The sequence below is a fragment of the Legionella resiliens genome (assembly GCF_021344005.1).
GTDB lineage: Bacteria > Pseudomonadota > Gammaproteobacteria > Legionellales > Legionellaceae > Legionella > Legionella resiliens.
In genome coordinates, this window is the sequence record NZ_JAJTND010000004.1 from 983,861 (window position 1) to 998,015 (window position 14,155).

Below are 14,155 nucleotides of genomic sequence, written 5' to 3' on the forward strand. Positions count from 1 at the left end.
TATTTGAAATATTAAGGTAAAATGATATTCCACTGGCCTTGCTTTGTAGGGTGTTCTAATGACTGGGATAACAGGTGAAGAAATTCTTTTCGTTCGATAACTTTAGCGCCTAGGCTTTGTAAATGATTGGTTGGAATTTGGCAATCAATAAAATCAAAGTTCCAGTCTACCATTGTTTTACATAAATAATAAAAAGCAATTTTTGAAGCATTGGTTATCTTGTGAAACATAGATTCACCAAAAAAAGCATGGCCCAAACTGATTCCATATAAGCCTCCTACAAGTTCATTTTCATACCATATTTCAAAAGAATGAGCATAGCCCATGGTATGTAAACGGGTATATGCTTCAATCATTTCTTCTGTTATCCAGGTATTATTTATTCGTTCAGCACGCGTAGCGCATGCAGTAATTACTTGTTTAAATGCAGTATCTATTGTGAATCTGAAGGACTTTTTTAATGATTTTTGTAGACTGCGGGATACTTTAAATTCATTGGGAATTAATATGAGTCTTGGATTTGGAGACCACCAGAGAATAGGGGTTCCTGGCTCATACCAGGGAAAAATTCCTTGTTTATAAGCTTGAAGTAGGCGTTGGGGTGATAAATCACCGCCAATGAATAATAGACCTTGGTTATCACTTGTTTCTGGATTTGGAAAGAAGTGAGTTTCATTATAACTCAATACAATCTCCTGGATTTATCAAGAATTTTTCTCTTACAAATCTTTTTTATTCTACAATTATTATAAACCTAGAAAAAGCAGTTGAAACCTGCTGCGGGACCTAAAGGTATCAAATTTGCCGGATTGTTTTAAAACAGTCCAATTCCTTCAGGATCTTTAGTTCGCTTACTAGGGTTTCTACTGTTTTTCTAGGTTAAACAAAGAACAGGAGGAAGCAATTGGATTATCTGTATAGTTTGGGAAATATTTTAATGCTCTTGAGTCTTTGCTTTAGAAAAGTACTCTTTCTTCGTACAATATTTATACTATCGGATTTATCGTTTTTGCTTTATGGCGTATTGGCTGATGTACCTCCAGTTGCATATTGGGCTATCGCATCATTAGTGATTAATTTTGTACAGATTGGCATTTTGTTAAGAGATATGATACCTAGAGACTTGCCTTATGATTTGCAACAAATAAAAGATTTATTTTTTTCAAGTATGCAAACGAGTGATTTTATTCGCCTTATAAAATTGAGTTATCGAGGTACTTCCAGCAATAAAAGAATGCTGATTAAAGGAGAACTTGTAGAAAACCTAATGTTGATCACCAAAGGTTTGGTTTATATTGAGGTAGATGGGGCTATTATTGAGATAGGCCCTTATCATTTTATTGGTGAGATGAGCTATTTTAGAGACGGTAAGGCCAGCACTACCATACATTCACGAGAACCAGTGGATTTTTTATATTGGCGTTATTCCGATTTGCGCCGCTTACAAGAGAAAAACCCGCCCTTATTTATGAAAATGATTGAAGCTATGGGGAAAGATATTATGTTGAAAATGCTTCATCAAAATGAAACTACAGGGTCACCATAAATAGCAATTTTATCGGGACAGCAAAGCAACGTTATTGCCTTCTAAGTCAGCTTCACTGCGCGAGATTTTAATTAAACGCTACTCCCCTAAATCCAAATATTGTTCTGCATCAAGAGCAGCCATACAACCAAAACCAGCAGAGGTGATGGCTTGTCGGTACACATGGTCAGCCACATCACCACAAGCAAATACACCGGGAACGGAAGTGCTGGTTGCCATACCTTCCAGTCCTGATTTAATCACGATATAACCATTATTCATGATGAGTTGATCTTTAAACAAATCAGTATTGGGTGTGTGTCCTATAGCAATGAATACCCCATCGACATTTAGTAACTCCTTTGTATCATTTTGTACATTACGAATTAAAGCCCCAGTTACTTTTTTATCATCACCAATGACTTCATCAAGAGTGGAGTTCCATATTATTTTAATATTGCCATTGCGTGTTTTTTCAAAGAGTTTATCCTGGAGGATTTTCTCTGCGCGCAGACTGTCCCGTCGATGTACTAAGGTTACGGAGGAGGCGAGGTTAGACAAATAAAGCGCTTCTTCAACGGCAGTATTTCCTCCACCAATAACACAAACTGCTTTATTGCGATAAAAAAAGCCGTCACACGTAGCGCAAGCGGAGACCCCTCGGCCTTGATAAGCTGATTCTGACTCTAATCCTAGGTATCGTGCAGAAGCTCCAGTCGCGATGATCAGTGCATCGCAGGTATAAATATCACTATCACCATGCAGGGTAAAAGGTGCTTGTGCTAAATTCGCTTTAACAATATGATCAAAAATAATTTGGGTTTCAAAGCGTTCTGCATGTTTTTGCATACGCTCCATCAGGGCAGGGCCTTGTAGTCCTTCGATGTCACCAGGCCAGTTATCAACGTCCGTTGTGGTCGTTAATTGACCTCCTGGTTGCATTCCAGTGATTAAAACCGGATGAAGATTGGCTCTTGCAGCATAGACTGCAGCGGTGTAACCTGCTGGTCCTGAACCTAATATGATTAAGCGATGATGATTGCTTGAGCTCATTGTCTCTGCCTTCCTTAATATTTTGATATTTTGTGTTAAGATGGCGAATATTATGACAAAAACAACTATATGAAAATACCTATGGAAAAACAACATTCAGGAAAAAAATCTGGTGCTTCTAAAAAAGACATGCCTAGCTATGTTGTAAAGCGACTTAGTGAGGGTAGTTTTATATTAATTTTAACAAGTGCTCTTTTTGTGCTCTTGTCTTTACTGACTTATAAAGTCAGTGATCCTGGATTTTCACATGCTTCACGAGCCGGAGCGCTAGTTGCAAACTCAGGTGGGCAAGTGGGCGCTTATATTGCAGACGCTCTTTACTTTGCATTTGGATATTTTGCCTATTTGGTCCCCATCGCTTTTGTTTATATTTCCTGGGCCTTATTACATGATTTTCGTGCATTAAAGATTTTTGATAAACGCGTTTTAGTTCTTCGTTCTGTTGGATTGATGCTTATGTTTGCTGGGGGGTGCGGCTTGTTAAGCCTCGAGGCAGAGATGAATCAATTGGATTCCATTCATGGTGCCGGAGGATTTATAGGGCAAGCTGTTGGAGGTGGTTGGTATCAAATGCTGAATTTGCATGGAGCAAGCTTGGTTCTATTGGCTATGCTTTTGGTAGGAACTACATGGTTAACCGGTCTATCCTGGATAAAGGCAATTGAACTTATCGGTTTTTATACATTATTCGCTGCAAATTATGTTTCTAAGGCAATACAAAAAGTAGTATATCTTCTTAAGGCTCAAGTTGAGCGTTCAAAGTTAAAGGAAATAACCAAAGCACCTCGTGAAAAAACCGCTCCGAAATTATTTAAGCCAAAAGTAGAGAAAGAAAAAGAGGGGATAGCTCCTCCTATTTTAATTACTGAAGTAAAACCTGAAATTGTTAAATCGGTTCCGGCTCCAGTTAAGGAAATAAAGGAAATCCGTATTCCCAAAGTAAGTATTTCCGGTGAATTGCCCTCTCTAGGTTTATTAGATAAAGGACAACCTGGAAAACCAATGGGTGGATATACGCATCAGGAATTGGAGAATTTATCAAGGGAAGTAGAACAACATTTACTGGATTTTGGCATTCAGGCTGGTGTAGTTGCTGTCCATCCTGGACCTGTGGTAACTCGCTTTGAATTACAATTGGCAGCAGGTATCAAAGTAAGCAAGTTGACTGCGTTGGCTAAAGACTTAGCCCGTTCTTTATCTGTCATTTCAGTTCGTGTTGTTGAAGTAATCCCAGGTAAAACTGTGGTTGGATTGGAGTTACCCAATCATTCGCGAGAAACCGTTCGCTTATCGGATGTCCTATTAGCGGATGTATATCAACAGGCCCACTCATCAATTACCTTAGCCTTAGGTGTTGATATTGCAGGCCATCCTGTAGTGGTTGATTTGGCTAAAATGCCGCATTTATTGGTTGCTGGGACAACAGGGTCGGGTAAATCGGTTGGTATCAATGCCATGATTCTAAGTATCTTATTTAAGGCAACCCCCGATCAGGTACGTCTCATTATGGTTGATCCTAAAATGTTGGAGTTATCCGTTTATGATGGAATTCCGCATTTGTTGACTCCTGTGGTTACCGATATGAAAGAAGCTGCCAGTGCATTGCGTTGGTGCGTTGAAGAGATGGAACGTCGTTATAAGCTTATGGCTGCTTTGGGTGTAAGGAACTTGGCAGGTTTTAATAGTAAAATCGCTGAGGCGATTGCTGATGGCAAACCTTTGGTAAATCCTTTATGGAAGCCTGTTGATTCAATGGATGAAACAGCTCCAGAGTTAGAGCTTTTACCCTATATAGTTGTTGTGATTGATGAGCTTGCCGACATGATGATGGTTGTAGGTAAGAAGGTAGAGCAGTTGATTGCGCGAATTGCTCAAAAAGCACGTGCCGCTGGAATTCACATGATTCTTGCTACACAGAGGCCTTCGGTGGATGTTTTGACAGGATTGATTAAATCAAATATTCCTACAAGGATGTCGTTTCAAGTTTCGTCAAAAATTGATTCTCGTACTATATTAGATCAACAAGGTGCAGAACAATTATTAGGACATGGAGATATGCTCTATTTGGCACCAGGAAGTGGAGCACCCTTACGTATTCATGGGGCTTTTGTTGATGACAAAGAAGTTCATCGTATTGCCGATGACTGGCGTGCTCGAGGGGAACCTGATTATATTGAGGATATCTTAAAGTTAACTGGTGATGGTAATGAAGGTGGAGCAGATGAAGAGGGGCAATCCGCAGCTGAGGACGATGATCCTCTTTATGATCAAGCAGTAGAATTCGTTATTCAAACGCGTAAGGCAAGTATCTCTGCAGTTCAACGACGTTTAAAAATAGGTTACAACCGCGCAGCAAGAATGGTTGAGGAAATGGAGCGAACAGGAATTGTGGGGCCATTAGATGGCGGCTATCGTGATGTTCTGGTATCGTCCGTGACGGAGGATTAGCAATGAAAAAAATATTATTCGCAGTACTCTTGAGTGTTTCTATCGCCGGATTTTGTGAAACACCCGATGCATTATTGCAGGCCAAATTAAATAGCATTCGCTCTATGACAGCTGTTTTTAAGCAAACAGTAAAAGCAAAACAACGAGTAGTATCTCGTTCATCGGGTACTATGGCATTACAAAGACCGGGTCGATTTCGTTGGCAGACGACACAACCTATGGAGCAGTTAATGGTAGCTGATGGTCAAAAAATTTGGGTCTATGATAAGGACTTAGAGCAAGTAACTGTTAAAGCACAACAAAAAGGTTTAGGGGGAACTGCTGCTTTATTCTTGAGTGGCTATGACGATACTGTAACTCGAGATTTTAAGGTGGCTCAAAGTAATGTGGGTAATGAGCTTGTTTTTGATTTGAAATCAAAATCACCTAAAGCAAACTTCCAACGGATAAAATTGAAGTTTCGCCAAAATGCCTTAACAGGGTTGGAGCTTTATGATCAATTGGGTCAAGTAACAACTGTCCAATTATCGCAAATCAAATTAAACCCTAAATTGGCCGCTAGTTTGTTTCAATTCAAAACGCCAAAAGGGGTGGATGTGGTTCGGCAATGAGCTTATTTAAGATGATGCCTACACCACCATTAGCAGAGCTTTTAAGACCCAAAAGTCTGGATGAAGTGATTGGGCAAAGTCATTTATTGGGGGAAGGAAAATCGTTACGACTGAGTTTTGCTGGGAAAAAACTTCATTCAATGATTTTATGGGGGCCACCAGGAGTTGGTAAAACAACGATTGCCCGTATTGCCGCTGAAGCTTTTGACTGCGAATGGATAGCGCTTTCAGCGGTTTTCTCCGGTGTAAAGGACATTCGTGCTGCAGTTGAAAAAGCCCAAGAAAATTTGACCTATGGTAAACATACTTTATTGTTTATTGATGAAATTCATCGTTTTAACAAAGCGCAACAAGATGCATTATTACCTTATACTGAATCAGGTTTGGTGACCTTTATAGGAGCTACTACTGAAAATCCTTCTTTTGAAGTAAACTCAGCATTGCTGTCACGCGCACAGGTTTATGTTTTAAAGTCTTTAACTGATGAAGAATTAAGACGTTTGTTCCAAAAAGCATATAAAGCTGTTTTATCTCATATCCAATTTGATGATGACGCGATAGAAATGGTTATCGGATTTGCTGATGGGGATGCCCGGCGATTATTGAATAGTCTCGAACAATTGCATGCAGCATGTACCACAATGAATAATGTACATGTCACTAAAGAATTTGTTATGAATTCACTGACAGAACAAGTAAGACGTTTCGATAAAGGCGGCGAAAATTTTTACGATCAAATTTCTGCGCTGCATAAATCAGTGCGCGGCTCCCATCCTGATGCAGCACTTTATTGGTTATGCCGTATGTTAGACGGGGGAGCGGATCCTCGTTATTTGGCACGGCGTATCGTTAGAATGGCATGGGAAGATATAGGTCTAGCTGATCCGCGTGCCGCCCAAATTGCAAATGATGCTGCACTTACTTATGAAAGATTGGGCTCTCCTGAGGGAGAACTTGCTCTGGGAGAAGCTGTCATTTATTTATCAATTGCTGCAAAAAGTAATGCAGCTTATGTCGCATTCAACCAGGCTATGGATTTTGTAAAACGGGATAAATCTCGAGAAGTACCTATTCATTTACGTAATGCTCCTACACGTTTAATGAAAAAACTAGGATATGGAAAAGAGTATCGTTATGCGCATGATGAGCCGCATGCTTATGCTGCTGGAGAACATTATTTACCTGAAGGGATGCAGGAGCCCGGTTGGTATAAACCAGTAAATCGTGGTTTAGAAATAAAAATTGCCGAAAAGTTAGACTTTTTAAAATCATTGGATGAAAAAAAGCAAGAGTCATAGCTTAATCTCTAAAAAGAGTAGATCTTTCACTGTCTCATGTCGCATTAATTGTCCTTAATCTTATTCTGTGTTCCATGGACAAGCCGTGAGAGCATTAGTTCTTAATTTAATGCCAGGGAATGGTTCCACATGGATCCACTCTTTTGTATTTTTGCACTTATAATCGACAATCCAGGGTATTCCAACTCGTCTCAATAATATTTGCTCCTGCTTCATGATATCGGCTGTAATTAAATACCAATGGTTTACCATGACTAAAAAAAGGAGCATATAAGTTTTTATAACTTACTTGGCTATCTGTAAGAAATACTGAACACGTATTTGGTAATAACTCTGCTACACTTTTGATATTTTTATAGCGAGAATTACCACTGATGTAACTGTGATCAAAACCTAAAAAAGCCAGGTAAGGTTCACCATTGCTTTCTTTTTCAATAATTTTCGCTGCATTGCCATTAAAACTATGAATTCTAAAGTATTCATCTCCACCTAAGTATTTGATTTGGAAACCTTTAATACAGGATAAGATTGCAGGATAAGAATCCAGAGCAACTACACGAATACCTGCTTTTTTTGCTGCTTTTACTACATCTGTATAACCAGAAAATCCGCATCCACTTGCTACATCCTTGAAATGTAAATAGGCAGCCAATTCAGGGGGCAGTTCTTCACTGGGGCTATTTAAATATGCATCAAGCAATGTTTGATGGCGATCGTAAAAGAGAAATTCAAAAAATAAGGTTTTTATTCCTAGTTGCTTAAAATATTCCAGATTTTCTGTAAGAAATTTTTTGGGAAACTTATGATGATGAATTTCGCCTAAGTAGATTCCTTGGGGAAACGCATTTTTATTTTTTAACTCACTGAATGATTTTTTTAGTGCCTCCTTTCTTTGGGGTACTGATAAATAGGAATGTGATGCTTGTGAAAAATTCCAACGAGGATGGGGATAGTTTGTTTGTTGTGCTAAATCAACAGACAACTTATGCAAAGATTTAATTTCAGCTACATATTCTTCCACTGATTTATTATGCCAAAGAAGGTAGCGATTACCATCCCAATTTGATGCAAAAGGTAGTTGGGTTACATTAAGTTGTAGCTTTTCATCAAAATCCGTATAAGTGATTAGAACATCCAGTTCATCGGGGTAGTAATCAAAATGAATTTGCCTTTTTTCATCATCAAAATAAATTTTGATGCTTTCCAGTGGGAAACCTTTTTTAACCAAAGCTTTAATTAACTCCTGGTAACATCCCTTGATGCTTGGATAATTGATTTCATCAATAGATTCACTCTTTGATCCTTTTAAAATGCATATGCTCATGAATAAGCCCTCTAACTTTAACAAGGTCGCTTTTTGAGATTATCCTGAACACTGGTATTGGGAAATGTGGGGGAGTTATAGCGCCAAATTTAACTGCACATGCCCAACCTGAAAAACAATGTTCAGGCAGCTCATATACATAGTCATATTAGGACGCATAATTGTCATAATGTTACTTTTCTTGAATAATTTAATAGCAATATGTTTATCACGGTTATCATTTTATGTCAATAAAAAGGAGGAATGGAGTTTAGAGTAATTAATTGCCTGATTTTAAAAGTATTTTCATTTTATTCTAAATTTGTTACAGTCATCTTATTAATTATAATAATTTCATCCAGTATGCATTATTCTAATTACCAAACATGTGCTGTAAGACCGCAAATACCTCTTTCTGAGTGGGATATTTTATCTAGCTTGCCAACCGCTTTAGTCATCATTAACTCTCAAGGACGTATTGTGTGGTTAAATCCGCCTGCTGAGGCAATGTTGGGATATGGTTTACTCGATTCATTATGGTTGGATGTGATTTTACGTGCTTTTGTTCCTCGAGCTGATGATGGCCATGAAGTTTCTCTGGCGGACGGCCGTCGTGTCCATGTAGCGATTGCAACCTTGGACAGTTTGCCGGGCATATTAGTTAGTTTAACTGATATAACTGCGACACGAGATTATGAGAAGGCTAAAGAAAATGAAAAGCAATTGGTTTCAATTGGTACAATGACGGCACAGCTCGCACATCAAATTAGAACTCCTTTGGCTTCAGCGATGTTGTATACAGAACATTTGAATAATCTTCCTGATTTAGATGGGCGTACCCTAAACTGGATTCATCGATTGCAAGAGTGCCATACCAGCATTGAGCAGCAAATTCAGGACTTATTGTTATTTGCACGAGGAACTACAATAGAGCCCACACGCACGGATATGAACTATTGGTGTTCCTTGCTGGTACAACGTGCGCAGCCTTATGTTTTAGCTCGTAATGTGACATTCAATGTGAACAATCAACTGGTTTCCAGTGAGTCATTAGTCCATGCAGAATCATTAATTGGTGCTGTTTTAAACTTAGTGATCAATTCATTGCAATCGGATGCAACAGAAATTAATTTAACACTTGCATCTATGGATGATTCAGGTATACAAATATCAGTAGAGGACAATGGTAAAGGAATGACTGAGGAAGTAAAGAACCAGGCTTTTTCCCCTTTTTATACTACAAAAGCGCAAGGAAATGGTTTAGGTTTGGCAGTTGTTTATGCTGTAGCAAAAGCACACGGCGGTCGGTTGAGTATGGAATCTACGGAAGGAGTTGGAACTCAAGTTAATTTGTTTTTGCCGTAATATTTTAAGTCGTCATCCTGAGCATGTTGAGTGTCTCCCGTTTAAGCTTTTAAAATAAATTCAGGGGGCGCTTTACCACGCCCCGGATGATATCCTTTTTATAACACTTAGAAAAAGGACTTTTTATGAGTCATGTTTTAATCGTTGAAGATGATCCAGTATTAAGGGAAGCGCTGGCTGAAACAATGACTATTGCTGGCCATACATATATTACTGCTAAAGATGGCAGGGAAGCTTTGGCTCTTCTCGAAATTCATAATCCATCAGTGGTACTAACGGATATTCGCATGGATGAACTGGATGGAAATCAGCTATTAGCTGAGATCCAAAAGAGAAGACTGGGTCTTCCTGTAATTTTGATGACCGCCTATGGATCAGTACAAGATGCAGTGAATGCTCTTCATAATGGTGCGGTGGATTATTTACAAAAGCCTTTTAGTGCCCAATTGTTAACTGAAAAAATTAATCAATACATTAAAGTGGAGTTTGATGAGGATACTGGTGAGCCCATTGCCAAGGATCCTAAAAGTCAGGCTTTACTAACTATGGCATTGAAAGTGGCCCAATCGGATGTGGGTGTAATGATTAGTGGAGAGAGTGGCACGGGTAAAGAAGTTTTAGCTCATTTTATTCATGATCATTCACCCCGAAAAAAACAACCTTTCATTGCGATTAATTGCGCTGCAATTCCTGAGCAAATGCTCGAGGCCACCTTATTTGGTTATGAAAAAGGTTCATTTACTGGAGCCTATAAATCAACGGCTGGAAAGTTTGAACAGGCACAAGGGGGGACTTTACTTCTTGATGAAGTGAGTGAAATGCCTTTAAGCTTACAAGCTAAGTTACTTCGAGTTTTGCAAGAAAAAGAAGTGGAGCGAATTGGAGCCAATAAAACAATTAGTTTGGATGTACGCATTCTGGCTACGACTAACCGACAGCTTAAGGATGAAGTGAAAGCGGGTCGTTTTAGGGAAGATTTGTTTTATCGTTTGAATGTATTTCCATTGCAGTGGCATCCTTTACGTGAAAGAAAGAATGACATAATTCCCTTGGCTAACTATCTGATTCGTAAACATTGTCAGCACAAGCAACCTGTGGTTCCAGTGATTTGTCCAGCAGCTCAGAAGCTGATGTTAGCTTACCCCTGGCCGGGGAATGCGCGGGAATTAGATAATGTGATTCAACGAGCATTAGTTTTACAAACTCAAGGTATTATAGAAGCAGAGCATTTACAATTGTCATTAAATGCTACCTTGGTTCCTGAAATTACTCCACTTGCTAACAGTAAAAATCTGCAAATTCATGAATTTGAATTAATTGAAAAAACTTTATTGGAGAATGAGGGAAATAGACAGAAAGTAGCAGCTTTATTAGGGGTAAGTGAAAGAACATTACGCTATAAATTAGCAAAAATGCGTGAGGAAGGGTATACAGTATAAATAATTGTAACATCATTGCAGCAAGGACAAATTCTGGTGACACCAAATCACCAGATGAAGGGATAAAACACCAAATAATTATGAGGTAGATAAGGAAATGAGTGATATTAATACAGTAAATCTGCTAAATCAGATAAAGACAATGTCTGCAAAGGCTGAAGGTGCGGTGATTGAAACAGAAACGAGTCATTCTTTTGGTACGGTATTTCAACAAGCATTAAGTCAAGTCAATGAGTTAAATCAATCTGCAGATTCTTTAAAAACTCGTTTTGAAATGGGTGATCCTAATGTGAGTTTAGGGGAAGTAATGATAGCAGCCCAGAAAAACAATCTGGGACTTGAGGCTACTGTTCGGGTTCGCAACAAAGTGGTACAAGCATATCAAGACATTATGAATATGCCAGTATAATTAGGAGCTTGATATGGCATTGGCTAATAGTGCGTCAACAGTGGCAGCAAAATTTGCAAATCTTTCTATTGCGCGGCAAATTGGTTTGCTGGTGGGGATTGCTGCAAGCATTGCAATCGGTTTGGCAGTTGTTTTATGGTCTCGTGATCCGAATTATGTCCCTTTATACACGCAAATGAATGCGCGTGATGCAGCTGAAGTAGTCTCTGCTCTTGAACGCAATGGTATTGATTTTAAGATTGATAATAGCAATAGCATGATTATGGTTGCAGCAGATAATCTGCAAAATGTGCGTCTTAAACTTGCAATGGAAGGATTGCCACGTGATCCTGTGGGTTCGGAAGAGCTTTTTTCAAGCTCGAATGCGTTTAACAGCAGTCAATTTATGGAAAACGCACGTTACAAACAAGCTTTAGAAGCTGAGCTTGCCCGTACTATAAGTAAGTTCCATGATATTAAATCAGCTCGGGTTCATTTGGCAATTCCACGTGAATCGGCTTTTGTTCGAGATGCTCACGAGCCTAGCGCTTCTGTTTTCCTAGATGTTTATTCAGGTTTGGAACTTAAAAAACATACAATTGCCGCAATTGTAAATTTGGTTGCATCCAGCATTCCAAATCTCTCTGCAAGTCGGGTAACGGTTGTCGATCAGGATGGACAGTTGTTAAATGAAGGCGGTGGACAAACCCTTTTTACAGCTACAGAGCGCTTTTTAGATTACAGACAAAATTTGGAACATCAGTATGCTCAAAAAATTCAAGATATATTAACACCAATACTTGGTTATGGTCGGGTTAGAGCAAAAGTTTCTGCTGATATAGATTTTACCACTTATGAACAAACACAAGAAATGTTTAATCCCGAGCTTCCTTCTTTGCGAAGCGAACAAACCATGGAAGAGAAACGTAATGTTTCAAATGAAGCGGTTGGAGTCCCTGGAACTTTATCTAATACACCGCAAGCCAATCCTGCTCTTAATCCCAAAAATGCCCCTCCTAAAAATGTACCACCAAATGCACCACCGCAAACACAAATAGCATCAGATACCAATCAATCCACGGATTTGCGTAGGCAAAGTACTAAGAATTTTGAGTTGGATAAGACAATTAGCCATACCAAAAATCAACCTGGAACAATTAAACGACTCACTGTTGCAGTTTTGGTAGACAATAGGGCGGTAATGGATGAGAAAACTAAGAAAATGTCTAAAACTCCTTTGACGCAAAAAGAAATACAACAAATTAAATTACTTGCTGCAGATGCAATTGGATTAAATGCACAACGCGGTGATAGTTTAAATGTAATCAATACAGATTTTGTAAAACCCGATCCTATAGCGGCTATACCTGAAGAGCGTTTTTGGCAAAAGGATATTTTCTGGTCCATAGTGAAGCAAACGGCAGCTGCTCTATTTGTTTTGGCTTTAATTTTTGGCGTGCTAAGGCCAATGCTAAAAACACTGGCCAGTAATCGAAATGTCAGAGGTGTTGCGGATGATGAGCAACCTATAGCAGATTTGACCTATGATGGAACAATCTCAATCAAAGAAGCCAATGATTATGAATCGCAGTTAAATTTATTACGCCAGGTTGTTGATAAGGAGCCCAAGCGCGTAGCACAGGTAGTTAAAAATTGGGTTGATCGGGGGTAATTATGGATGGGATAGAGCGTGCAGCCATCTTGCTATTAAGCATGGGTGAAAAAAATGCTGCTGAAGTATTGAGACATCTTGAGCCGAGACAAGTACAAAAGGTGGGTGTCGCGATGTCGACGCTCAGTAATGTTACCAAGGCGAAAATGGAAACTGTGCTTGTCGAATTTACTAATGCTATTGGGGAGCAAACCAGTTTAACGGTAGATACAGAGCATTATTTACGTACAGTACTCATTGAAGCTTTAGGATTAGAAAAAGCGACTCCATTTATTGATCGCATTCTGATTTCTGATAAAGACAGCGGACTTAACCGTTTAAAATGGTTAGATGGTCGATTAATTGCTGATGTAATTCGTAATGAACATCCACAAATTATTGCAACAATATTAATCCATTTGGATAGTGAACAAGCGGCTGAAGTGGTGCGTTATTTTAGTGTGGAGAAGCGCTCGGAAGTATTGTTGCGTATGTGCAATATTGATACAGTAAAACCAGAAGCCATTTCAGAGTTAGGCCAAGTTATAGAGAAACAACTCAGTGGTCAGAAAGTAAGTAAATCTGCCTCGGTAGGAGGCATTAAGAGTGTAGCTGATGTAATTAACTATTTTGATGGTGCTATGGAAGAAGAAGTACTCGATAAAATTAAAGACTGGGATAAAGAGTTAAGCGAAAAAATTCGAGATAAAATGTTCGTCTTTGAGAATTTGGTGGATATGGATGATCGAAGCATGCAAACGTTATTGCGTGATGTGACACCGGAGCAATTAAAACTGGCTTTGAAAGGGACTACCGAGCCTACTAAGGAAAAAATATTCTCTAACATGTCTAAACGTGGTGCCGATTTATTACGAGAGGATATTGAGTTACAAGGACCTGTTAAAGTAGTTGATGTAGAGCGTGCTCAACGTGATATTCTGGCGACAGCAAAAAATCTTGCAGAAGATGGTAAAATTGCACTAGGCTCCAAAGGTGGGGATGAGATGATCTAACCTGGGTTGTAGTGAAGGGAACTAATGTTTATTTTTTTGCACTAAAGTTACATTTTATGAT

At 39.0% G+C, this 14,155-nt stretch carries 12 protein-coding genes; 9 read left to right on the forward strand and 3 right to left on the reverse strand.

Annotated features, from left to right (window positions below):
* Positions 1-11: 11 nt before the first annotated feature.
* Entirely contained in the window at positions 12-686 is a 675-nt protein-coding gene (gene aat / locus LXO92_RS09755; protein ID WP_232890871.1) for a leucyl/phenylalanyl-tRNA--protein transferase, read from the reverse strand.
* 218 nt (positions 687-904) lie between these two features.
* On the opposite strand from aat, the gene LXO92_RS09760 reads away from it, so the two are divergent.
* A complete protein-coding gene (locus tag LXO92_RS09760; RefSeq protein ID WP_182352488.1) occupies positions 905-1,546 on the forward strand; it encodes a cyclic nucleotide-binding domain-containing protein in 642 nt (213 codons plus the stop codon).
* A gap of 78 nt (positions 1,547-1,624) precedes the next feature.
* On the opposite strand, the gene trxB is transcribed toward LXO92_RS09760, so the two are convergent.
* Positions 1,625-2,578 (reverse strand): thioredoxin-disulfide reductase, encoded by a 954-nt coding sequence (gene trxB / locus LXO92_RS09765; RefSeq protein ID WP_182352489.1) that lies wholly within the window; start codon positions 2,576-2,578, stop codon positions 1,625-1,627.
* An 81-nt stretch (positions 2,579-2,659) separates the two neighbouring features.
* On the opposite strand from trxB, the gene LXO92_RS17180 reads away from it, so the two are divergent.
* Genes LXO92_RS17180 through LXO92_RS09785 form a run of 3 tightly spaced genes read left to right on the forward strand, consistent with a single transcriptional unit; the run spans position 2,660 to position 6,935 of the window.
* The gene (locus LXO92_RS17180; RefSeq protein ID WP_304608169.1) at positions 2,660-5,026 is read left to right on the forward strand and encodes a DNA translocase FtsK; all 2,367 of its coding nucleotides are present in this window, start codon (positions 2,660-2,662) and stop codon (positions 5,024-5,026) included.
* Between the two features lie 2 nt (positions 5,027-5,028).
* The gene (gene lolA, locus LXO92_RS09780; protein WP_182352491.1) at positions 5,029-5,637 is read left to right on the forward strand and encodes an outer membrane lipoprotein periplasmic chaperone LolA; all 609 of its coding nucleotides are present in this window, start codon (positions 5,029-5,031) and stop codon (positions 5,635-5,637) included.
* The gene (locus LXO92_RS09785) at positions 5,634-6,935 is read left to right on the forward strand and encodes a replication-associated recombination protein A (RefSeq protein ID WP_182352492.1); all 1,302 of its coding nucleotides are present in this window, start codon (positions 5,634-5,636) and stop codon (positions 6,933-6,935) included. Before lolA ends, LXO92_RS09785 begins: the two co-directional genes overlap by 4 nt.
* A 157-nt stretch (positions 6,936-7,092) precedes the next feature.
* Here LXO92_RS09785 and LXO92_RS09790 read toward each other — a convergent pair whose 3' ends face one another.
* Entirely contained in the window at positions 7,093-8,259 is a 1,167-nt protein-coding gene (locus tag LXO92_RS09790; protein WP_182352493.1) for a TraB/GumN family protein, read from the reverse strand.
* A gap of 342 nt (positions 8,260-8,601) precedes the next feature.
* Here LXO92_RS09790 and LXO92_RS09795 point away from each other — a divergent pair, with 342 nt between their 5' ends.
* The 5 genes from LXO92_RS09795 (at position 8,602) to fliG (ending at position 14,094) form a co-directional block, all read left to right on the forward strand.
* Positions 8,602-9,603 (forward strand): sensor histidine kinase, encoded by a 1,002-nt coding sequence (locus LXO92_RS09795; protein ID WP_182352797.1) that lies wholly within the window; start codon positions 8,602-8,604, stop codon positions 9,601-9,603.
* Positions 9,604-9,728: 125 nt separating this feature from the next.
* Positions 9,729-11,042, forward strand: a complete 1,314-nt coding sequence (locus LXO92_RS09800) for a sigma-54-dependent transcriptional regulator (RefSeq protein ID WP_182352494.1) — start codon at positions 9,729-9,731, stop codon at positions 11,040-11,042.
* Positions 11,043-11,139: 97 nt separating this feature from the next.
* A complete protein-coding gene (gene fliE, locus LXO92_RS09805) occupies positions 11,140-11,451 on the forward strand; it encodes a flagellar hook-basal body complex protein FliE (protein ID WP_232890872.1) in 312 nt (103 codons plus the stop codon).
* Between the two features lie 13 nt (positions 11,452-11,464).
* On the forward strand, positions 11,465-13,102 hold the full coding sequence (gene fliF / locus LXO92_RS09810; protein WP_182352496.1) for a flagellar basal-body MS-ring/collar protein FliF: 1,638 nt from the start codon (positions 11,465-11,467) through the stop codon (positions 13,100-13,102).
* 2 nt (positions 13,103-13,104) lie between these two features.
* Positions 13,105-14,094, forward strand: a complete 990-nt coding sequence (gene fliG / locus LXO92_RS09815; RefSeq protein WP_182352497.1) for a flagellar motor switch protein FliG — start codon at positions 13,105-13,107, stop codon at positions 14,092-14,094.
* Positions 14,095-14,155: the final 61 nt, after the last annotated feature.

Excerpts from the sequence above, each read along its gene's own strand:
- trxB (WP_182352489.1), bottom strand. The coding sequence starts at position 2,578 with ATGAGCTCAAGCAATCATCATCGCTTAATCATATTAGGTTCAGGACCA.
- LXO92_RS17180 (WP_304608169.1), top strand. The coding sequence starts at position 2,660 with ATGGAAAAACAACATTCAGGAAAAAAATCTGGTGCTTCTAAAAAAGAC.
- lolA (WP_182352491.1), top strand. The coding sequence starts at position 5,029 with ATGAAAAAAATATTATTCGCAGTACTCTTGAGTGTTTCTATCGCCGGA.
- LXO92_RS09785 (WP_182352492.1), top strand. The coding sequence starts at position 5,634 with ATGAGCTTATTTAAGATGATGCCTACACCACCATTAGCAGAGCTTTTA.
- LXO92_RS09790 (WP_182352493.1), bottom strand. The coding sequence starts at position 8,259 with ATGAGCATATGCATTTTAAAAGGATCAAAGAGTGAATCTATTGATGAA.
- LXO92_RS09795 (WP_182352797.1), top strand. The coding sequence starts at position 8,602 with ATGCATTATTCTAATTACCAAACATGTGCTGTAAGACCGCAAATACCT.
- LXO92_RS09800 (WP_182352494.1), top strand. The coding sequence starts at position 9,729 with ATGAGTCATGTTTTAATCGTTGAAGATGATCCAGTATTAAGGGAAGCG.
- fliE (WP_232890872.1), top strand. The coding sequence starts at position 11,140 with ATGAGTGATATTAATACAGTAAATCTGCTAAATCAGATAAAGACAATG.
- fliF (WP_182352496.1), top strand. The coding sequence starts at position 11,465 with ATGGCATTGGCTAATAGTGCGTCAACAGTGGCAGCAAAATTTGCAAAT.
- fliG (WP_182352497.1), top strand. The coding sequence starts at position 13,105 with ATGGATGGGATAGAGCGTGCAGCCATCTTGCTATTAAGCATGGGTGAA.